Origin of the sequence: Mesorhizobium sp. M7A.F.Ca.MR.148.00.0.0, from assembly GCF_003997735.1 — a bacterium.
GTDB lineage: Bacteria > Pseudomonadota > Alphaproteobacteria > Rhizobiales > Rhizobiaceae > Mesorhizobium.
On sequence record NZ_RZTB01000099.1, the window covers coordinates 1 to 21,346 of the forward strand.

Genomic DNA, 21,346 nt, shown 5'->3' on the forward strand with positions numbered 1-21,346 from the left:
CCTCAGGGCGGATGGGTGCGCGATCTGCTTACCGCGGCATCGAACGATGAGGACCTCAGGTCGGCAGCCCCTACGGCCCCCGTGGAAGCGCAGCGCGCTACCCCCGCCCAGCGCTCGCCCCTGCATGTCGTGGAATCGCTGAACTCGCTCTCCGTCGATATCGCGCGTGCCATCGACCACGAGGCTTCGATCGAGCTGTGGAACCGCTACCGGCGTGGCGAGCGTGACGTGTTCACGCGGCGGCTCTACACGTTGAAGGGACAGCAGACGTTCGACGAGATCCGTCGCAAGTATCAGGCCGAGGCCGAGTTCCGCGCCGCCGTCGACCGCTACTGCGACGATTTCGAGAAGCTGCTCAAGGATGTCTCGCGCAACGACCGCGACAACATCATGGCGCAGACCTACCTGACGTCGGACACCGGCAAGGTCTACACCATGCTGGCCCATGCGAGCGGCCGCCTGCATTAAGACAGGAATTGAACAGGCGGGGCTATGGTCCCGCCTGTGACTGCGCTGAACCTCCGTCACGCGCCGACCTGCCCGCAGCAAGTTTTCCGAGCCTATCGATGCGTTCGGGACTCGTCCAAAGTCGGATTTCCGACGCACTGAAATCCACCGACAATACCCGCTGCCCTGACGTTCGAAGGGTGTGATCGTGAAGACGGCAATTATTTTCGACTGCGAGTTTCTTTGCCTGGAGGGCTCGCAACGCCGATTCTGGTGCGCGGCACACGATCCTGACCCGGTGATCGCACAGATCGGCGCCGTCAGGCTTGGACTCGAGGGCGATTTTCCAATGCTCGGCACACACAAGGTCTACATCAGACCGGTCGACCGGTTTGGTCAGAGATACGCCCTCGACCCGTTCTTCACCAAACTGACCGGCATTACCGAGGAAGATCTGGAGACCGAGGGGGTGGCGCTAGGAGACGCCCTCGCCGACGTCGATCGTTTTTCCGGCGGGGCGCGTTTCTGGTCCTGGGGCAAGGACGAATTGAACATGATCGCCATCAGTTGCTATGTCGCGGACATTCAGCCTCCGATCCCGGCCAGCCGGTTTGACAATGCCGTCAAGCTGCTGATCGCGGCCGGAATGCCGATCGAGGATCTGGCGAGAACGCCGAGCAACAAGCTCGCCGATTACTACGGCGTCGAACACCCGCCATTGCAGGGGCACGACGCGCTCGATGACGCGCTGTCCGTCACCTATACCCTGCAGCACCTGATGAAGACCGGAAAGCTCCGCCCGGAAATCTTTGACCGCTTGTAGGCAGAGAAGCCTGGAGGGATGAAGCTTTGTGGGATTCCGGCGCGCCCCGCGCTCAGATCACCGAATCCGTCCAGTGCACGATCTGCCCGGCGGCGTCGCCGAACGCCTTGTCGAGCGCGCTGACATAGGCAGGATTGCCGCTGCCCGAGACGGGTGCGGCTGCGGTGAAGCTCTTGGAGGCACGGACCTCGCCGTTGCGATCGTTCAGGATCCGCACGAACAGATCGACCTCGGCATGTTCGCCGCCGTCGACACGCACCTCGAAGGACCGGATTTCGACGATCACCTGATAGTCGATCGCCAGGCCCTCGCCCGGCTTGCCGACGCCGGCAAAGCTGCCTGAACGCTGGAAGGTCTCGGCCAGCCGCGCCTGCACGATCAACGGCAGCCGGTCGGCCCATTGCGCGCCCTTGAGATACTGGATCGACCGATCCGACGGCTTGATGACGATATTCTGGCTGTCCAGCGCCTTGAGCGCCGACGGCTGCGCGATCAGGATCTGGCGGCGGCTATGGCCATGCGCGTCGACCGAAGGCGCTGACAGTTCGAACGTATCGAGCGGCGCGGGCTTGCCGCCCAACGCCGCGCAGCCGGCCAGCGTCAAGGCAAGCAGTGCCGCAGCCGAAGTCAACCCGCCCGTTTTCACCCATACAGACTTCACGCGCGATCCCCGTTGTCCCCGGATCGTAAGATCGACCCGCTTTCGCGGCTCATGTTTCTGGGGCGCGCCGTCGCCGAAGTCAACGCCGCGCCCTGCCATCGAATTGTGCCGAACCTCGCCGTCGCCACCCGAAAGGATGCGCTGCGGATTGCGGCTGAGATCGGTCACCGCCTCTTCGATGCGGCTGATCGAACGGCGGCTGTCCTGCACCAAAGCCTCGACATTCGAAAGCCCCTGTCCAGAGAAGCGCGCCAGATTGTCGGTGATGACGCCAAGGCGGGCATTCAGCGTGTCGGCAACCTGCTTGAACGACTTCAGCGTCGCCCTGGCATCCGCCATCACGCCGTCGGCCTGCCCCGACCCGAGCAAGGTATCGACCCTGGCAAGAATGCCATCGACGCGCACCGAGGCATCGTTGAGCCGTTGCGCGAGCTGCTTTGCGTCCTTGATCGTCTGGTCGATGTCGTCGGCCCGGTTGGCGAACTTGTGGGTCACCTCCGCGATGTCGGCGGCGGCCTTGTCGGCGCTCTCGCTGGCCTTTTGGATGTTGGCGAGCGCCGAGCGCACTTGTGCGGGATCGATACCGTCGATCACGTTGTCGACCTTGGCCAGCGTGCCTTGCGTCCGTTTGGCGAAGTCGTTGACCGATCCCACGGCTGTATCGACGTTCTTGATCACGCCGTCGAGCTGCTTCGACGTCTCCTTGAGGTTACCGGTTACCGCGTCGACATTGGCGACGATGCTCTTGATCTTGTCCTTGTCGACGGCGTTGAGAAGGCCTTCGGCCGCCTTCAGCGTGCCATCGAGTTTGCCAGAAACGCCTTTCAGCTCATCGGCCAGCGTGCTGGCGGCGGACAGGAATTTGTCGATGCCATCCGAATTCTTGGCCAGCGCATCGGAGAAGGTCTGAACATTCTGGACGGTCTGCGTCAGCGGCCCGCGAACGTCCCTGGTGAAGCCTTCGAGCTCGGTCAGCACCTTGTCGGCGCGGGTGAAGATATTCTGCGCCGTCTGCAAGAGGTTGGTCACCGCCGACGGGTTGGCGACGATCTCGGCGACCTTGCCTTCCTTTTCCGCCTGGTCGAGGAGTTTCACTTCCTTGGGGTCGGCGCCCTTGAGCTCGATGTTGGCCTGCCCGGTCAGGCCGGCAAGCCCGATATCGGCTTGCGTCGATTTGGTGATCGGCGTCATGCGGTCGATCTCGGTATCGGCGATGGCAACCGTCGGATTGTCGACGTCGATATAGACGCGCTTGACGTCGCCGACCTTGACGCCGTTGAACAGCACGAAACTGCCGCGGCCAAGCCCGGACGCAGAGCCCGGAATGCGCACGCGCAGCAACGTCGTCTCGCCCTTGTCGCCGATGGCCGCCGTCCAGTAGACGAAGGCAAACGCCGCCAGGATCGCAGCCAGCGTGAAGATGCCGACAATGACGTAGTTGGCTCTAGTTTCCATTGTCCCACTTATGGCTATGCGCGCGCCGCAAGATCAAGTTGCCGGGCGCGTTTTCCGCGGAAATAGGACTTTACCCACGGTTCCTCGCTCTTCAGCATGTCGTCGATGGTGCCTTCGACCAGCACTTTCTTCTTGCCGAGCACGGCCACCCGGTCGCAAGCGGTGAACAGCGTGTCGAGATCGTGCGTCACCATGTAGACGGTCAGATCCATCGTATCGCGCAGTTTGACCACCAGCTCGTCGAACTCCGCCGCGCTGATCGGATCGAGGCCCGATGTCGGCTCGTCGAGGAAGACGATGTCGGGATCGAGCGCGAGTGCCCGGGCCAGCGCGGCGCGCTTGATCATGCCGCCGGACAGTTCGGACGGGAATTTCTGCGCCGCATCGGGCGGCAGCCCGACCAGCTCGATCTTGAGCATCGCCAGTTCGTCCATCAGCTTTCGCGGAAGGTCGAGATATTCGCGCATCGGCACCTGGACGTTTTCCAGCACTGTCAGCGCCGAGAACAGCGCGCCGTGCTGGAACAGCACGCCAAGCCGCATGTCGATGCGCAGACGCTCGGCATCATCAGCTTTCTCGACATCGACGCCGAACAGCTTGATCGTACCCGACTGCTTGCGCGTCAGGCCGAGAATGGTGCGCAGCAGAACGGATTTACCAGCACCCGAGGCGCCGACAAATCCAAGGATTTCGCCGCGCCTTATGTCGAGCGACAGTCTGTCGAGGATAAGCTTGTCGGCGAAGGACACGCTGATGTCGTGCGCGGATAGCACGATGTCGCCCTCACCCGCGTCATCCGCCAATGCGCCCGCCCTTTTCCTGTTTCGCAGGTTCATCTCAGAACTCGATCGCTGCGTAGAACATGGCAAAAAGTCCGTCGAGGATGATGACGACGAAGATCGACTTCACAACCGAAGCGGTAACATGCTGGCCGAGCGATTCGGCGCTGCCGCCGACCTTCATGCCTTCGACCGAGGCAATCGTGCCGATGATCATGGCCATGAACGGCGCCTTGATCAGGCCGGCAAAGATGGTGCTGAGATCGATGGCGACGCGCAACCGGTCGATGAAGGCGGCGGGCGGGATGTCGGAATAGAGCCAGGCAGCCAGTATGCCGCCGCCGAGTGCGGCGAAATTGGCGATGATGGTCAGGCACGGCAAGGCGATGACCAGCGCCACGAGCCGGGGAAAGACCAGGACGCCGATCGGGTTGAGCCCGATGACCTTCAGCGCGTCGACCTCCTCGCGCATCTTCATCGAGCCGATCTCGGCGGTGATCGCGCTGCCGGAGCGGCCGGCGATCATGATTGCCGTCATCAGCACGCCAAGCTCGCGCAGGATCAGCACGCCGACCAGGTCTACGACGAAGATATCGGCGCCGAAATAGCTGAGCTGATAGGCGCCTTGCTGGGCAACGATGGCGCCGACGATCGCCGACATCAGCACCACCACCGGAATGGCGCCGACGCCCATGCGGTCGATCTGGTTGAAAATCGCCGCCGGGTTGACGGCATGGCCACGGCCGAGCTTCATCTGCGCGCCACGGATGGTGGCGCCGAGGATGTTCATCGAGGCGAGAAAATCGTCGCGCATCTCGTAGACCCGGCGGCCGACCGCCTCAAGCGCGCGAATGACGATGTTGGGCGGTCGCGCCGGGCCGGATTCGGGTTCGCGCCGCACGGCCTCGCCGACAGCTTCGAGCAGGATCGAAGCGATCTCGCTCTGGCCTTGCATCTGGATCTCGACGCCCTTCTTCTCGAAGGCGCTGACCAGCCGGTCGATCAGCCAGGCGCCGGCGGTGTCCATCTTCTCGATCTTGGAAACATCGAGCGCCAAGGTTTTGAAGCCGCTTCGCTTTTCGATCTTGCGCATGTCGGCGTCGATGAGCGCGACGGTCCTTGTGGTCCAGATTCCGGAGAAAGCGCAGCCAAGAACGCCATCCTCCTCGCCGATCGCCACGCGCGGTTCGTGGTCAGCCTCCCCTGCGGTCGTGCCGCTTGCGTCGCGCTTGCCGATGGTCAACATGGCGTCCTGTTTAGCCTGACGGGTCTGACCTGTCGATTTGCCGACAACGCTTGTCGCACAGCAGGAGCAGAAAAATATGGCGCGTGTCATTTCGGTCGAGGCCGAGCGTTTTCCCATCGCCGGAACCTTCACCATTTCGCGAGGTTCCAAGACCGAAGCCGAGGTGATCTCCTGCACGATCGGCGAGGGCGGCCACCTCGGCCGCGGCGAATGCGTCCCCTACAAGCGCTATGGCGAGACCATGGAGGGCGTGCGCGACGCGATCGAGGCCATGCGCGGCCGGATCGCCGGTGGCATCAGCCGGACCGCCTTGCTCGATGCTATGCCGGCCGGAGCCGCCCGCAACGCCATAGACTGCGCCCTGTGGGACCTGGAGGCAAAGCTCAGCGGAACCTCGGTAGCAGTCGCGATAGGTGCTCTTCCCTTGCAGGCGCTCGAAACCGCCTACACGCTGTCGCTGGGCGAGCCGGAGGCGATGGCGGCGCAGGCTCGCGCCAATGCGGCGCGGCCGCTGCTCAAGGTCAAGATCGGCGGCGACAACGACATCGCCCGCATCCGCGCGGTCAGGCAGGCAGCGCCAGACAGCCGCATCATCCTCGACGCCAATGAGGGCTGGAGCGACGACAACATCGTTGCGAACCTCGCCTTTGCCGCCGAACAAGGTATCGCGCTGATCGAGCAGCCGCTGCCGGCCGGTCATGACGAAATCCTGCGCCATATCGCCCATCCCGTGCCGATCTGCGCCGATGAAAGCGTGCACGAGGCTGAGAATCTCGAAGCGCTTGTCGGTCTCTACGATGCCGTCAACATCAAGCTCGACAAGTCGGGGGGCCTGACTGCGGCACTGGTGCTGCGCGATCGCGCCCGCGAACTCGGTTTCGGCGTGATGGTCGGCTGCATGGTCGGCACGTCATTGGCGATGGCGCCAGCGGTGCTGCTTGCCCAGCATGCCGATTTCGTCGACCTCGACGGTCCGCTGCTGCTTGCCCGCGACCGGGTACCGGGCCTTGTCTACCAGGGATCGATGGTGTCACCGCCCGATGTGGCGCTGTGGGGCTGAGCGCGCTGCAAGGCCGATCAGCACGAGGCCGATCAAGGCGATCGGGATCATGGCAAAGAAGCCGTCCACGCCGAGATGGTCGTAGAGCGGGCCGGACGCCAGCGTCACCACCGCCATGAAGAAGCCGTTGGAGAAATAGGCAATGCCTTGCGCGGCACCTGTCCGCTCCTCGGAGACGGTTTCGCCGATCATCTTCTGCAGGCCGATCAGCCCAAGCGCCACCGAGACCGAGTGCAGCGACTGGACACCGAAGAAACCGGGAATGCCGAGGCCGAGCGGCCAGACCAGCGGAAAGGCGATCCAGCGCACGATGGAGCCGATCCCCGCCATCACCATGATCGACACGACGGAGAACCGGTCAAAAAAGCGGGTGAACATCATGAACATGCAGACTTCCGACACCACGCCCCAAGCCCATAAGAGACCGACAACCGAATCGCTGAGGCCGATCGATTTCCAGTAGATGGAGACGAAACCGTAGAGGAATGCGTGGCTGGCGGTTATGACGCCGACGCCGACGGAAAAATACAGGAAATACGGGTTGAGAAGCTTCGGCGCCGAATGCTGGATGTCGGTGGCCGACAGCGGTGAGGCGCGCCGCGGACGGCCTAGACGCGGCGCCAGCAGGCCGGCGGCAAGGGCCGCGGCAAACGCCGCCAGAATGATAACCGGAACGGCCTGCGAGCCGGCTGCCGACAGAATGAAGCCGCCGGCGACATTGGCGCAGAGATAGGAGATCGAGCCCCATTTGCGCATGCTTGTGTAGTTCGAACCGAAGCGGCGGACACCCGAAAGCGCCAGCGAATCGGCGATCGGCGAATGCGGCGTCCAGACAATGGTCAACGCCAATGAGACCGCCAGCACCATCGCATAGGTCGGCGGCAGGAAATAGCCTGCCGACAGGAGCAGTGATGCAACCATCAGCGCGACATAGACATCGGCGCGGTCCCTGGCACGGTCGGCCAACGCGGTCAGTAACGGCGTCGTCACCACGCGCAGGAACATCGGCGCCGCCAGAATGACGGCGATCTGCTCGGCGTGAAAACCCTTGGCCTGCAGCCACAGTGGAAAATAAGGCAAATGCGTTCCGAGCGGCACGTACAGCGTCGCGAAGATCAGGCTCATGCGCAGTTCGAAATGGCGCGGCTTGACGAGTTGTTCGGGCGAGAGCTGCGGCAGGGCCATGAATCGATCCAATCGCGCTGTATTCGACCGGACGGCAACGCGTATCGATCCCTTAACATGGACGAAAACCGGACGAAACCGGTTGGACTAATTGATCGATTCCGAAGCCCGAAAAAGACTTCGGACTATGCCGCCTGCCCTACCCGGTCCGCGATGAGCAACGGGACAAAGGGCTCGTCCGGCGCTTCTGGCAGCACCTGCGCCCAGGTCAGGATTTCCATGCGGCCGTCAAAATGCTCGACCACGGCCGTGCAGCTTTCCACCCAGTCGCCGGTGTTGATGTACTGGACATCGCCAAAATTCTCGATGACGGCATGATGGATGTGGCCGCAAATGACGCCGTCGACGTGTGAACGACGTGCCTCATCCGCAAGCATGGTCTGGAACGAGCCGATGAAGTTCACCGCCTTCTTCACGTTTTGCTTGGCCCAGGACGAAAACGACCAATACGGCAGGCCGAGCAGTTGGCGCAGCCGCGTCACCACGCGGTTGACCAGCATGGCCGCGTCATAGGCGTGGTCGCCGAGATAGGCGAGCCAGCGCGCATTGTGGACCACGGTGTCGAACTGGTCGCCATGGATGACGAGCAGGCGCTTGCCGTCGGCAGTCGCGTGGATGGCGCGGTCGGCGACGACGATGCCGCCGAAATGCACGCCCTGGAACTGGCGGGCGAACTCGTCATGGTTGCCGGCGATGTAGGTGATGTTGGCGCCCTTGCGCGCCTTGCGCAGCAGTTTCTGCACGACGTCATTGTGGCTTTGCGGCCAGTGCCAGCTCCGCCGCAGCCGCCAGCCGTCGACGATGTCGCCCACCAGATAGATGATATCGGCATCGTGATATCGAAGGAAATCGATCAGGAACTCGGCCTTGGCCGCCTTCGAGCCCAGATGGACATCGGAAATGAACATGCTGCGGAAAGTGCGGGGCTCTTGGCCGGACATCGCGATTTCACCGTTGCTTTCGCGAGCCTATGCCCCGATTCATGCAACAACCGTATGACGGTTGCGATTGGTCCAGCCGAAGGACTAGCTTGCCGGCCAAATCACAGGAGAAATCGTCATGGATCTCGGTATCCGCGGAAAGAAGGCCATCGTCTGCGCTTCGAGCAAGGGACTTGGGCGCGGTTGCGCCATGGCGCTGGCCGAGGCCGGCTGCGATGTCGTGGTCAACGGGCGCAACGCCGAACTGGTGGCGAAAACCGCCGCGGAGTTGCGCGAGCGATATGGCGTCACGGTGACGGAAGTCGTCGGCGACGTTTCGAAGCCGGAGGTGCAGAAGGCGCTGCTCGCGGCTTGCCCCGAGCCGGACATCCTGGTCAACAACAATGGCGGCCCGCCGCTTCGCGATTTCCGCACGCTCGATCGCGAAAAGATCCTCGAAGGCGTCACCCAGAACATGGTGACGCCGATCGAGCTGGTGCAGGTCGTGCTGGACGGCATGGCGGCACGCGGCTTCGGCCGCATCGTCAACATCACCTCGCTGTCGGTCTATGTGCCCATTCCCGGCCTCGACCTGTCGTCCGGCGCGCGCGCCGGCCTGACCTCGTTCCTTGCCGGCGTGGCCAGAACGGTGATCGACCGCAACGTGACCATCAACAGTCTTTTGCCGGGCAAGCTCGACACCGACCGGCTGCGCGGCCCGCATGAAGCCGGCAGCGTCGAAAGCCCTGAGGCCGCGGCCGCGCGCAAGACCCGCATCAGCGCCGACGTTCCGGCCAAGCGGCTCGGCACGCCGGAAGAATTCGGCCAGATCTGCGCCTTCCTGTGCTCGGTCCATGCGGGCTATCTGACCGGGCAGAACATACCGGTCGATGGTGGTCTCTACGTCAGCGCCTTTTGATCAACTTGTCCGTGAAACTGCAGGAACTATTCATCAGAAAATCGGCATAAGCATTTGATCGTTCAAGGCTTTCTACGCACTGGTCGGTAAAGCTGCCTGCGCGTCAATTAGCGTCGCGAAAAACCACGGCTGCATGCTAAAAGGGAATCTCCAGCCAGATTTCGAGGGAGCGGCCGCATGGAAGGCGAGAGCAAAAAGACGGTACGTTCGGACCTCGACGAAGCCGCCCTCTACTTCCACAAGCACCCAAGGCCGGGAAAACTCGAGATACAGGCGACCAAGCCGCTCGGCAATCAGCGCGACCTCGCGCTCGCCTATTCGCCTGGCGTCGCCGCCCCTTGCCTGGAAATCCGCGACGATCCGGCGACCGCCGCCGACTACACCGCGCGCGCCAATCTGGTCGGTGTCGTCACCAACGGGTCGGCGGTGCTCGGCCTCGGCAATATCGGCCCGCTGGCCTCCAAGCCGGTGATGGAAGGCAAGGCCGTCCTGTTCAAGAAGTTCGCCGGCATCGATGTCTTCGACATAGAGATCGACGCGCCCGGTATCGAGCGCATGGTCGAGACGATCTCGGCGCTCGAGCCGACTTTCGGCGGCATCAATCTCGAGGACATCAAGGCGCCAGAATGCTTCGAGGTCGAGGAACAGTTGAAGGCGCGCATGAAGATACCGGTGTTCCACGACGACCAGCATGGCACCGCCATCATCGTCGCTGCCGCCGTGCTCAACGGGCTGGAATTCGCCGGCAAGACCATATCGGAAATCAAGATCGTCACCTCCGGCGCCGGGGCTGCCGCCCTTGCCTGTCTCAACCTGCTGGTCTCGCTCGGCGCCAAGGTCGAAAACATCTGGGTCACCGACCGTTTCGGCGTTGCCTACAAGGGGCGCACCGACGAGATGGACCGCTGGAAAGACCCTTATGTGAAGGACACCGAGGCGCGCACGCTGGCCGACGTCATATCGGGTGCCGACGTCTTCCTCGGCTTGTCGGCGGCAGGCGTGCTGAAGCCGGAACTGCTTGAGCACATGGCGCCAAAACCGCTGATCCTGGCGCTGGCCAACCCCAATCCGGAGATCATGCCGGAAATAGCGCGTGCGGCGCGTCCCGATGCGATGATCTGCACAGGCAGGTCCGATTTTCCCAATCAGGTCAACAACGTACTGTGCTTTCCTTACATCTTTCGCGGCGCGCTGGACTGCGGCGCCAGCGCCATCAATGAGGAGATGAAGATGGCGGCGGTGCGGGCAATCGCAGCGCTGGCACGCGAGGAACCTTCAGATGTCGCGGCCCGCGCCTATTCCGGCGAGACGCCGATCTTCGGCCCTGAATTCCTGATCCCTTCGCCCTTCGATCCACGCCTGATCCTGCGCATAGCGCCCGCGGTCGCCAAGGCCGCCTGCGACACCGGTGTCGCGACAAGGCCGATCACCGACTTCGCCGCCTATATCGACAAGCTGAACCGCTTCGTCTTCCGCTCCGGCCTGGTGATGAAGCCGGTGTTCTCGTCCGCCAAGGCATCGAGCGCCAAGCGCGTCATCTATGCCGACGGCGAGGATGAGCGCGTGCTGCGCGCCGCCCAGGTGGTGCTCGAAGAAGGCATCGCCGAGCCGATCCTGATCGGCCGGCCGCACGTCATCGAGGTGCGCCTGAAGCGCTACGGCTTGCGCATCAAGCCCGGTGTGGATTTCGGCCTGATCAACCCGGAAGACGATCCGCGCTACCGCCACTATGTCGACCTTCTGATCGAACTCGCCGGCCGGCGTGGCGTCACGACGGAAGCCGCGCGCACCATGGTCCGCACCGACAACACGGTGATCGCAGCACTTGCGCTGAAACGCGGCGATGCCGACGCCATGGTCTGCGGCCTTGAAGGGCGCTTCGAGCGGCATCTGCGCAACGTCACCTTGATCATCGGCCCGCGCACCGGCGTCAAGGATCGCGACCTGTCGACGCTCTCGATGCTGATCTCGCAGCGCGGCATCATCTTCCTGACCGACACGCATGTCTCCGTCGATCCGACGGCGGAAGAAATCGCTGAGATGACGGTGCTGGCGGCGGAAGAAATCCAGCGCTTCGGCATCGAGCCGAAGGCAGCGCTGCTCTCGCATTCGGATTTCGGCTCGCGCGATTCGCCAAGTGCCCTGAAGATGCGGCAAGCGGCGGCGATCCTGGCGCGCATTGCCCCAGAGTTGGAATGCGATGGCGAGATGCACGCCGATTCCGCTCTGTCGGAGCATCTGCGCCAGCGCGTCTATCCGCATTCACGGCTGAAGGGCGAAGCCAATCTGCTGGTGTTCCCCAACCTCGATTCGGCCAACATCACGCTGACGGCTCTCAGGACCATGATGGATGCGCTGCACGTCGGGCCGATCCTGCTCGGCACGGACATGCCGGCGCATATATTGACGCCGTCGGTCACCTCGCGCGGCGTCGTCAACATGACGGCGCTTGCCGTCGTGGAAGCCGCCCACAAGGCACAGGCGGTCGTCAATCTGGGCTGAACACGGATTTCGCGGTAAACTGCAGTTAACCGCGAACACGGTAGCATTGCGGGCTAACAGTCGGATTTGGCAGGCGGAGTTTGGGCGGATGGCAAGCGGAGGGTGGAAGCAGGCGCATGCTGCCATGCTGCTTGGCCTCCTGTTGTCCGCAACCTGGGGGGTAGCCGAGCCACAGGCTGCTTCGCGGGTCTGCCGCCAGCTGGAAGCCGATCTTGCCGCGTCCTCGCGCGGCGGTGGTGGCGGTCCGGCGCTGATCCGGAAATACGATTCCGCAATTGCCAGGCAGCATGAGCAGATTTCGAAAGCCCGCGGCCAGGCGAGCCGGGCCGGATGCGGCTTTTCGCTGTTTGGCCGCAACCTCAATCAATGCGCCGGGCTAAACGCCACCATCGATCGCATGAATGCCAATCTCGACGCCTTGCAGAACAAGCGCGAGCGGCTGGCCGGCGGCGGCTCGCGCCGCGACCGCGGACGCATCCTGGCGGCGCTTGACGCCAATGGCTGCCGCGACGACGCCGTTGCGCCTCAGCGGGCGCCTTTGCAGGAAGCCAACCGCGAGGGCGGCAGCGCAAACCTGTTCGATCAGCTTTTTGGCGGCAACAGCCAGCAGCTCGATATGCTTGATGAGCCCAACCAGCCCGACGATCCCGGCGAGGAGCGCAATGTCCGCCGTGTGCTCAACCAGCCCGGCATACCCGATTTTCCGAGCGTCGGCGGTGAGTTCCACACTTCCTGTGTGCGCACCTGCGACGGCTACTTCTTCCCGATGTCGAACTCAGCCTCGGCAGGCGATTTCGAACGTGACCAGAAGAATTGCGAATCGAGCTGCCCCGGCACCGAAATGCAGGTTTTCTATTCGCGCGGCATGGGCGACGATTCGGCCTCGATGACGTCATCCGTCACCGGCCGGCCCTACAGCGAATTGCCGACCGCCTATCTCTACAAGCAGCCCGATATGTCGCGGCCGCCGGCTTGCGGCTGCAACGCCGCCGCGCAGGGTTTTCAGATCATCGCCGGCAACCCGCAAAATCCGGAACAGTTGCAACCCGAGACGGACTCCGCACCGTTCATTCCGGTGCCGATCTCCAAACCGGATCCAGGTGCCGATCCCGAAACGCTGGCCAATCAGGAAGGCGGGCTCGACCGCGAGGCGATCAAGCGGCTTTCCGCCAAGCCGGTGATGTCGCCGGTGTCCGCGCTGCCGCCGGAACAGCGCAAGGTCAGGGTCGTCGGGCCAACGTTCCTACCCGACCCATCAGCGGCAATAGATCTGCAAGCTCCGGCCCCGAAGGCAGTCCGGTAAGGGCTGTCCTGAGCGGCATGAACAACGCCTTGCCCTTGCGACCGGTCGCTTCCCTGATCTTGCCCGTCCAGTCCTTCCAGATCGTCGCGGTCCAGGGTTCCTCCGGCAACAGGTCGAACGCCTGTCGAAGAAAGTCGCGGTCCTCATCGGAAAATTCCGGCTTCTCTTGCGGTCCTTCGCGCAGGATGCGCCACCAGTTGACCGCATCGGCCAGCCTGTCGAGATTGCCGCGCACCGCCAGCCAGAACGGTTCGGCTTGCTCGCCGGAGACGCCGAGCACGATCAGACGGTCTTGTGCCTCGGCGAACGGCATGTGGTGCAGCAGCGACCGGTTGAGCACGAACAGCTCGTCCGGATCGAACTTGGCGGCGGATTTCGATGTCGCCGCCGGATCGAAGCGTTCGGCGAGTTCGCCCATCGTCGGCACCGCCGCGACATTCTCCGAAGTGCCTACCAGGACGGCCAATGATGCGACGGCCATCGGCTCGATGCCGTCCTCGCGCAGGCTTTCAATCGAGAGTGCGCCGGTGCGCTTCGACAAGCCCTCGCCCGATGCGGTGGTCAGGAGATTATGGTGGCCGAACACTGGCGGCTCGGCAGCCAGCGCCTGGAACAGGGCGATCTGCACGCCGGTGTTGGTGACGTGGTCGTCGCCCCGGATGACATGGCTGACGCCCATCTCAATGTCGTCGACGACGGAAGGCAGCGTGTAGAGATAGGTGCCGTCCTCGCGTATCAGGACCGGGTCGGAAAGCGAAGCGAGATCGACGGTTTCCTCGCCGCGCACCAGGTCGTTCCAGTGGATTTCGGTGCGTTCGGGCTGTTGTGGATCGCCTAAGAAATTGGGGAGGAGAAACCGCCAGTGCGGCCGGCGGCCATCGGCCTGGTATTCGGCGATCTGCTCGTGCGTCAGAGTCAACGCCTCGCGGCCATAGACCGGCGGCAGGCCGCGCGTGCGGCGCACCTTGCGCCTGAGATCGAGTTCCTCCGGCGTTTCATAGCAGGCATAGAGAACGCCTGCCGTCTTCAGCCTCTCGACCGCCGCGTCATAGACTTCGAAGCGCCGCGACTGGTACTCGGTGGCGTCGGGAAAAATGCCCAACCAATGCAGGTCGTAGAGGATGGCGTCGGAAAACTCCTGCTTCGAGCGCGCAATGTCGGTGTCGTCGAAGCGCTGGATGAATCGGCCCTTGTTGTTCATGGCAAACAGCCAGTTGAACAGCGCCGTGCGCGCATTGCCGATATGAATGCGGCCGGTCGGCGACGGGGCGAAACGAACGGTAACTGTCATGAACGGGGCGTACCGGATGCTTTTGTGGTTGACAAGACGCGCCCCCGCGCTGGCCGGCAGACATAGAACATGGCGGCTGGAATGAAAAGACCGGCGGTGGACGCTCCGACAGCGCCCAGGCCGGCGGTGCCCATTTTGTGCCGGCAGCTTTTCACGATAGGAATTTTTTCTTGACTCGGTGCCCTCAGCTATGGTACATATTTGGCTATGGTGCTGATTTGCGCCATCGACCCGCCGCACAGGCGGGTTTTTCGTTTGATGCTCCGTCAGCCAACGCGTCGGCGAAGGCTCCGAAGGAACCCATTAACCCAAGTTTGTAGCGCTTGAAGGCGATCAGCGGCCGAAATCATCGGAACTGAGGCGGGTCCAGCGGTCGCCCACCAATCCACCGATAAAGATGTCGCCGGAGCGGACCGCTTCCGTGACCTCGGCGATCCGCGAGCGGACCATTGTTCCCCCGGCATAGCGGAAGAAGACATTCTTGTAGCCAAAGAGTTGAGGTATGAATTTGGTCTGCGTCTGTCCGGTGATGCCCACGCAGCCCATCTCCCATGCGGCGGCGACAAGCGCATCCAGCGTCGCGCCCCAGTGCAATCCGGATGCCTGGATCTGCAACAGGTTCGCCACGCCGCCGGCTTGACCATAGAAGGCATAACAACCGAGCATTTTGCCCGTTTCGTCATAGGTCCCACCGAAATGAAGGGGGCCGTCGGCCCGCTTCTCGGCCGCCAGCGCAAGCAGCCGTGCAAGTTCCCCATCCTTCCAACTCGGCCGAAGAGCGTAACCAGACAGGAGGGTCGGCAGCTTCTCGGCAAATTGAACGGCATCGATCGGCTCACGATGGGTGCGATGCGACGATGAATGGAGGACCGGTGGCTCGAACCTTTTCTTGGCGAGAGCATCGAATGCTCTTGCGCATGGATCGAGTACAAGGCGAGGCAGGCCAGGCCATTTACGGTGCAGTGCGGCGGCGGCCATCGCCGCCGGCCGGAAAACATATGTCCATCCCAGACAATGCACAGGAAGGAGTTGGTACTTCATCGGGCGCGCGAAGGCCAAGGATGTCCGGTTGGCCGAATCGGTCAGCTGCAGATCGAATTCGCCTTGATGCAAGGCACGCAGCAATTGGGGTCCGGCCGAGCCGTCATCGGTGCCGGGGTCGGCCATGAGCGGCCCGATGATCGCCGCATTCAATGCCGCTCCATTGAGCTCGTAGCGGGCTTTCAGAACGCCGAGGAATCCACCCAGACGACCGTGCCGGTTGATCTGGACAAGAGCGTTGCTTTCCCCGGACTGGCCGGCAGGGTCGAGGTAAATCTCTCTCATATACGCGGCCGTCTCCGCGATCGCGTGATCGAGGAGGTGACGCCGCCGCCGGCGAAACTTCGTCAGGAAGAGTGCGGCGACGCGCTCGAGATCTTCGGCAGCCAGCGGCCGAACCGAGCCATGCTGAGATTCCAGCACTGACGGCGCAGCCAACTTCTCCTCGGCATTTGCAGAAAGATGCATCGTGAAGAACGTCCGTGGGTTGCCCTCCATCGGATATATATCAACCAATGGTAGAAACAACGTATCTCGGTCAGTATGATGAACAGAGGTCTCAAGACTTACTATCCGGACAGGGCTTCACAGGCAAATCAAGTCGGCCAGCATCGATGCGCTGATCGGCGGGTTGGCCGCGGCCTTGCGATCGCATGCCCTGCTCCAGCCCGCTGGGCTGACCGTGCCGGACAGAGGCGGCCTCCGGCCGAAGCTGAAGGCCGCCTCAATTCAGCTCACAAGTCCCTTGGTCAGTTCCAATGCCTGGCGCTCGAACAGGCGGCGGTAGATGCCGCCTTTCAGCCGGATCAGTTCATCATGCGAGCCTTCCTCGACGATGTTGCCGCGATCGAAGACCAGCAGCCGGTCCAGCGCCCTCACCGTCGAAAGCCGGTGCGCGATGACCAGCGTCGTGCGGCCGACCATCAGCCGCTCCATCGCCTGCTGGATCAGCACCTCCGATTCCGAATCGAGGCTCGATGTCGCCTCGTCGAGGATCAGGATGCGCGCATCGGCAAGGAAGGCGCGCGCGATCGCCACGCGCTGACGTTCGCCGCCCGACAGTTTCACGCCGCGTTCCCCGACCAGCGTGCCATAGCCCTTCGGCAGGCTGGTGATGAAGTCATGCGCACTCGCCAACTTCGCGGCATGCTCGATCTCATCCTGCGTAGCACTCGGCCTGGCATAGGCGATGTTTTCGGCCAGCGACCGGTGGAACAGGATCGGCTCCTGCTGAACGATGGCGATCTGCCCGCGCAACGAGGCTTGCGCCACCTGCGAGATGTCCTGGCCGTCGACCAGGATTTTCCCCGCATTCACATCATAGAGCCGCTGGATAAGCTTGACGAAGGTCGTCTTGCCCGACCCCGAATGGCCGACCAGCCCGACGCGCTCACCCGGCGCGATATCGACCGAAAAGTCGCGGTAAAGCGCCGATCGGTGATGGCCATAGTGAAAGGTGACGTTGTCAAAGCTGATCCGTCCTTCGGTGATCCGGATCGGCTTGGCACCGGGCCGGTCCTCGATGCCGAGCGGTTCGGACTGGAAATCGACCAGCTCTTCCATATCGTTGATGGAGCGCTGCAGATTGCGGATATGCGTGCCGATATCCCTGAGATAGCCCTGCAGCACGAAGAGCGAGGTCAGCACGAAGGCAACGTCGCCGGCGCTCGCCTGCCCCCACGACCACAGCATCAGCGCCAGGCCGATCACCGCGGCGCGCATGACCAGCAGCAGCACCCCTTGCGTGGTGCCGTTGATGGTGCCGCGCACCCAGGTGCGCCGTGTACGCGCACGCCATTTGGCGACGACCTTGGCCAGTCGGCGTTCTTCGCGCTCCTCGGCGCCAAAGCCCTTGACCACGGCGTTGCAGCTGACCGCGTCGGCCAGCGAGCCGCCGAGGCGGGTATCCCAGGTGTTGGCGAGCCTTGCCGCCGGCGCGACATAGCCAAGCGACAGCAGCGCCGTCACCGTGATGAACAGCACCGAACCGGCAGCAACGACCGCCCCCATCAACGGCCAGAACCAGCCGAGCAGCAATGTCGAGCCGACCAGCATGACGATTGACGGCAGCAGCGCGATGAGGATGGTGTCGTTGAGCAGGTCGAGCGCCCACATGCCGCGCGTCACCTTGCGCACGGTCGAGCCGGCAAAGCTGTTGGCATGCCAGTCGGTGGAAAAGCGCTGGACGCGATGGAAAGCATCGGCGGCAATGTCGGCCATCATCTTCAAAGTCAGCTCGACGATCCCCATGAACGCCAGGTTGCGCAACACGACGCCGGCCAGCGCGAGCGCCATCAACATCGAGAACGCCGTCATCGCGGCATTCCAGGCAATCGCGTCGGCGCCGGCGCTGCTGGCGACGGCGTCGACCAGCCGGCCGGAGTAGAGCGGCGTCAGCACATCGGCCAGCGTCGACAGCAGGAAGCTGCCCATGATGAGCGAGAGCCGCCAGGGCTGACGCCGCCAATGAGTGAGCGTGAAGCCAAGAACGCTGCGAAAGGCGCTCGCGCGCAAATCGATCTTGAAACGAGCCATGATGTCATTCGGGCACAAACGAGCCCGATCCCAGTAAGTCGAAAATTGAAGAAGCCGCGCAAGGAGCCAATGAGTGCCCGGAAGCGGAGTGGCATATTTGGCGTATCGCCCAAATCGGGCGGCGATCGGCATCGGCATAAGCCTGTGCTCGGTCCGGCATCGGCACGAAGGGGAAACCTTCGCGGAGCGCCGGATGAGACCTAGGCTTCGCGGCCTCGCATTACCATGTGAAATACTGCCATTCGGACCTCCCGCAAGACAATTGCGGAGGTGTCCTTATAGAGACGCTCCGATGCATCGCCAAGACGAGTTCACGCCAAAAGTGTATCTGGTCCAACCACTGCGATTATTTTGCAACAACGGAGCAAGCCGCGCGCCTCATTCAGGAATGCGATCCAAGCGCATGTAGCGGCCATCGGTCGATGGCTTGAACCCAAGCTTCTCATAGACGCCGTGTGCGTCGCTGGTCGACAGGCTCCAGTGGAAAACAGTCCTGACTTCAGGATGATCGATAAGGGCCTGGACGAGCCGGCTGCCGATGCCTTGCCCGCGATGCCCGGGCCAGATGATGATGTCGGCGAGATAGGCGAACACCGTGCGGTCGGTGATCGCGCGGCCGAAGCCGACTTGCCTGCCGTCGACATAGGCGCCGACGCAAAGCGAATTGGCAAAGGCGCGGCGATGGACTTCATCAGTGCGTCCGGCGCCCCAATAGCTTGCCATCAACAGGTCCGATGTCGCGCGGAAATCGATCCGTGACATGTCGAAGCTGATCTCACAATCGGGCATGGCTGTCTCCGGTCGCGCCGCCGCGTGCGCTTTCGGTACCTAGCTGCGATCCCTGAACCGGTTGGTGATGGGATAGCGGCGGTCGCGGCCAAAATTCTTTTTGGTGATCTTCACGCCCGGCGCCGCCTGCCGTCGCTTGTATTCTGCGATGTAGAGCAGGTGCTCGATGCGCGTCACCGTCGCCCGGTCATGGCCGCGCGCGACGATGTCGTCGACACCCATCTCATTTTCCACCAGGCATTCGAGGATGTCGTCCAGCACCGGATAGGGCGGCAGCGAATCCTGGTCGGTCTGGTTCTCGCGCAATTCCGCCGATGGCGCCTTGTCGATGATGTTTTTCGGGATCACCTCGCCCGAGGGCCCGAGCGCGCCCGGCGGCACGTGGCTGTTGCGCCAGCGCGACAGCGCGTAGACCTGCATCTTGTAAAGGTCCTTGATCGGATTGAAGCCGCCATTCATGTCGCCATAGAGCGTGGCGTAGCCAACCGACATCTCGCTCTTGTTGCCCGTGGTGACAACCATCGAGCCGAACTTGTTGGAGATCGCCATCAGGATGGTGCCGCGCGCGCGGCTCTGCAAATTCTCCTCGGTGATGCCTTCCTTGGTGCCTTCGAACATCTGCGTCAGCGCGTGCAGGAACCCTTCGACCGGCTCGAAGATCGGCACGATGTCATAGCGGCAGCCGAGCGCCCGGGCGCAATCCTCGGCATCCTTCAGCGAGTCCTTCGAGGTGTAGCGATAGGGCATCATGACGGCGCGCAGGCGTTCCTCGCCGAGCGCATCGACGGCGAGCGCCGCGCAGATCGCCGAATCGATGCCGCCGGACAGACCAAGCACCACATTCTTGAAGCCGTTCTTGTTGACGTAGTCGCGCAGGCCCAACATGCAGGCGCGATAGTCGGCCTCCTCCCGGTCCGGGATTTTCGACATCGGCCCTTCCGAGCAGACCCAGTGATCCCCTTGTCTTTTCCAGGTGGTGATGTCGACCGCTTCCTCGAACTGGCTCATCTGGAAGGCAAGCGTCTTGTCGGCGCCAATGGCAAACGACGCGCCGTCGAAGATCAACTCGTCCTGCCCGCCAAGCTGGTTGGCATAGATCATCGGCAGCCCGCATTCGATGACCTGGCGGATGACGACCTGGTGGCGGACATCGATCTTGGCGCGATAATAGGGCGAGCCGTTCGGCACCAGCAGGATTTCCGCCCCGCTTTCGGCCAGCGACTCGCAGATATCGACATCGCCCCAGATGTCCTCGCAGATCGGAACTCCGATGCGCACGCCGCGGAAATTGACCGGCCCCTGGATCTCGGGTCCGGCCTGGAAGACGCGCTTCTCGTCGAACTCGCCGTAGTTCGGCAGATCGAGCTTGTAGCGTTCGGCGATGATCTTGCCGCCATCGGCGAAGACGATCGAATTGTGCGTGCCGCTCTTGCGCTTCAACGGCGTGCCGATGATGACGCCGGGACCGCCATCCGCGGTGTCGGCGGCAAAGTCCTGTGCCGCCTTTTCGCAGGCTTTCAAAAAGGCCGGCTTCAGCACCAGATCCTCCGGCGGGTAGCCGGCGAGGAAAAGCTCGGTATAGAGCACGAGATCGGCGCCTTGGCGTGCGGCATCCGCCCTCGCCTCGCGGGCCTTGGCGAGATTGCCTGATATGTCGCCGACAGTCGGATTGAGCTGGGCGACGGCGATGCGCAGGATGTCGAGCTTCTTGGTCATGCCTGCTGACTTAGCGCGGCAAAATTGCCCGGGCAATGGCGTTCGTTTGGACCAATTCGGACCGATTGACATACGTCAATCGTGTGCGGACCGATCGACGTGCTTCAATCGTGGCGAGACGACCAGGTATCAATCGTCGCCCATATATTCGCGCAACGCTTGCGGCGAATGATTCTCGCCGATCGACATCGCCAGGATGCGTGAAATATGCCGGCGCGGCAGGCCTGTCTGCACCACCCACTGGTTGATCTGTGCCTGGATCTTGTCGAGGTCCCTCTTCGAGGTCGGGCTTTCGGCGATGTCGAGGCCAGCGTCGCGCAACGCCGTGGCCATATCGCCCGAGATGACGAACGCATCCCAACCCAGCCAGCGCAGGAAATACTGGCCCGTATTGCCGCCCAACCGGCTGCCATGCTTGCCGAGCCAGGCCATCAGCCCGACCTGGTCGTCCGCCGGCCAGTTTGCGAGGAATTGGCCGAAGCCGCCATATTCCTTCGACACGCGCTCGACGAAGGCGGCGTTGTCGCGCACGGATCTGATCTTCTGCGGGTTGCGCACGATGCGCTGGTCGGCCGTCAGATCGTGCCAGAAATCATCGGGCTGGAACAACAGCCGCTTCGGCTCGAAGCGCAGAAACGCCTCCTCGAAGCCCGGCCATTTCTGCTCGATGACGC

Annotated in this window: 17 protein-coding genes and 1 pseudogene; 6 read left to right on the forward strand and 12 right to left on the reverse strand. The window is 62.9% G+C overall.

Features of this window, described 5'->3' with window-relative positions:
- Together EOB49_RS26110 and EOB49_RS26115 are read left to right on the forward strand one after the other, a co-directional pair.
- Positions 1-468: hypothetical protein (locus tag EOB49_RS26110; RefSeq protein ID WP_164781812.1), on the forward strand; the 468-nt coding region annotated here is incomplete at its 5' end.
- Between the two features lie 187 nt (positions 469-655).
- Positions 656-1,270 carry a 3'-5' exonuclease gene (locus tag EOB49_RS26115; RefSeq protein ID WP_127322688.1) on the forward strand — a complete coding sequence of 205 codons (615 nt, stop codon included), beginning with the start codon at positions 656-658 and terminating at the stop codon, positions 1,268-1,270.
- Positions 1,271-1,322: 52 nt separating this feature from the next.
- Here EOB49_RS26115 and EOB49_RS26120 read toward each other — a convergent pair whose 3' ends face one another.
- From EOB49_RS26120 to EOB49_RS26135, 4 genes and pseudogenes are all read right to left on the reverse strand, one after another.
- On the reverse strand, positions 1,323-2,030 hold the full coding sequence (locus EOB49_RS26120; RefSeq protein WP_127327295.1) for an ABC-type transport auxiliary lipoprotein family protein: 708 nt from the start codon (positions 2,028-2,030) through the stop codon (positions 1,323-1,325).
- Positions 2,011-3,386: pseudogene (locus EOB49_RS26125) on the reverse strand (MlaD family protein). The gene EOB49_RS26120 and the pseudogene EOB49_RS26125 overlap by 20 nt, the downstream one beginning before the upstream one ends.
- A gap of 14 nt (positions 3,387-3,400) precedes the next feature.
- Positions 3,401-4,222, reverse strand: coding sequence for an ABC transporter ATP-binding protein (locus EOB49_RS26130; RefSeq protein ID WP_127327293.1), 822 nt, complete (start codon positions 4,220-4,222; stop codon positions 3,401-3,403).
- Position 4,223: 1 nt separating this feature from the next.
- Entirely contained in the window at positions 4,224-5,411 is a 1,188-nt protein-coding gene (locus tag EOB49_RS26135) for an ABC transporter permease (protein ID WP_023810578.1), read from the reverse strand.
- Between the two features lie 76 nt (positions 5,412-5,487).
- On the opposite strand from EOB49_RS26135, the gene dgcA reads away from it, so the two are divergent.
- Positions 5,488-6,471 (forward strand): N-acetyl-D-Glu racemase DgcA, encoded by a 984-nt coding sequence (gene dgcA, locus EOB49_RS26140; protein ID WP_127382672.1) that lies wholly within the window; start codon positions 5,488-5,490, stop codon positions 6,469-6,471.
- On the opposite strand, the gene EOB49_RS26145 is transcribed toward dgcA, so the two are convergent.
- Both EOB49_RS26145 and EOB49_RS26150 read right to left on the reverse strand, forming a co-directional pair.
- Entirely contained in the window at positions 6,442-7,656 is a 1,215-nt protein-coding gene (locus EOB49_RS26145; RefSeq protein WP_127382673.1) for an MFS transporter, read from the reverse strand. The two genes, dgcA and EOB49_RS26145, sit on opposite strands and share 30 nt — an antisense overlap.
- A gap of 125 nt (positions 7,657-7,781) precedes the next feature.
- The gene (locus EOB49_RS26150; protein WP_127382674.1) at positions 7,782-8,597 is read right to left on the reverse strand and encodes a UDP-2,3-diacylglucosamine diphosphatase; all 816 of its coding nucleotides are present in this window, start codon (positions 8,595-8,597) and stop codon (positions 7,782-7,784) included.
- A gap of 118 nt (positions 8,598-8,715) precedes the next feature.
- Here EOB49_RS26150 and EOB49_RS26155 point away from each other — a divergent pair, with 118 nt between their 5' ends.
- The 3 genes from EOB49_RS26155 to EOB49_RS26165 all read left to right on the forward strand — a co-directional run bounded on the left by EOB49_RS26155 (position 8,716) and on the right by EOB49_RS26165 (position 13,300).
- Positions 8,716-9,495 (forward strand): SDR family oxidoreductase, encoded by a 780-nt coding sequence (locus EOB49_RS26155; RefSeq protein WP_127382675.1) that lies wholly within the window; start codon positions 8,716-8,718, stop codon positions 9,493-9,495.
- Between the two features lie 177 nt (positions 9,496-9,672).
- Entirely contained in the window at positions 9,673-11,997 is a 2,325-nt protein-coding gene (locus tag EOB49_RS26160) for an NADP-dependent malic enzyme (protein WP_127382676.1), read from the forward strand.
- A gap of 88 nt (positions 11,998-12,085) precedes the next feature.
- On the forward strand, positions 12,086-13,300 hold the full coding sequence (locus tag EOB49_RS26165; protein WP_127382677.1) for a DUF2865 domain-containing protein: 1,215 nt from the start codon (positions 12,086-12,088) through the stop codon (positions 13,298-13,300).
- Here the strand turns inward: EOB49_RS26165 and gltX are convergent.
- The 6 genes from gltX to EOB49_RS26195 all read right to left on the reverse strand — a co-directional run.
- Complete coding sequence (gltX, locus tag EOB49_RS26170; protein WP_127382678.1) at positions 13,218-14,591, reverse strand: glutamate--tRNA ligase; 1,374 nt, start codon at positions 14,589-14,591, stop codon at positions 13,218-13,220. The genes EOB49_RS26165 and gltX overlap by 83 nt on opposite strands.
- Before the next feature lie 333 nt (positions 14,592-14,924).
- A complete protein-coding gene (locus EOB49_RS26175) occupies positions 14,925-16,130 on the reverse strand; it encodes a hypothetical protein (RefSeq protein ID WP_245472844.1) in 1,206 nt (401 codons plus the stop codon).
- Between the two features lie 231 nt (positions 16,131-16,361).
- Positions 16,362-18,167, reverse strand: a complete 1,806-nt coding sequence (locus EOB49_RS26180) for an ABC transporter ATP-binding protein (protein ID WP_127382679.1) — start codon at positions 18,165-18,167, stop codon at positions 16,362-16,364.
- Between the two features lie 378 nt (positions 18,168-18,545).
- Complete coding sequence (locus EOB49_RS26185; RefSeq protein ID WP_127268639.1) at positions 18,546-18,956, reverse strand: GNAT family N-acetyltransferase; 411 nt, start codon at positions 18,954-18,956, stop codon at positions 18,546-18,548.
- A gap of 39 nt (positions 18,957-18,995) precedes the next feature.
- Complete coding sequence (locus EOB49_RS26190) at positions 18,996-20,672, reverse strand: NAD+ synthase (protein WP_127327284.1); 1,677 nt, start codon at positions 20,670-20,672, stop codon at positions 18,996-18,998.
- Positions 20,673-20,801: 129 nt separating this feature from the next.
- A partial coding sequence (locus EOB49_RS26195) for a DNA-3-methyladenine glycosylase I (RefSeq protein ID WP_127382680.1) occupies positions 20,802-21,346 on the reverse strand: 545 nt, incomplete at its 5' end.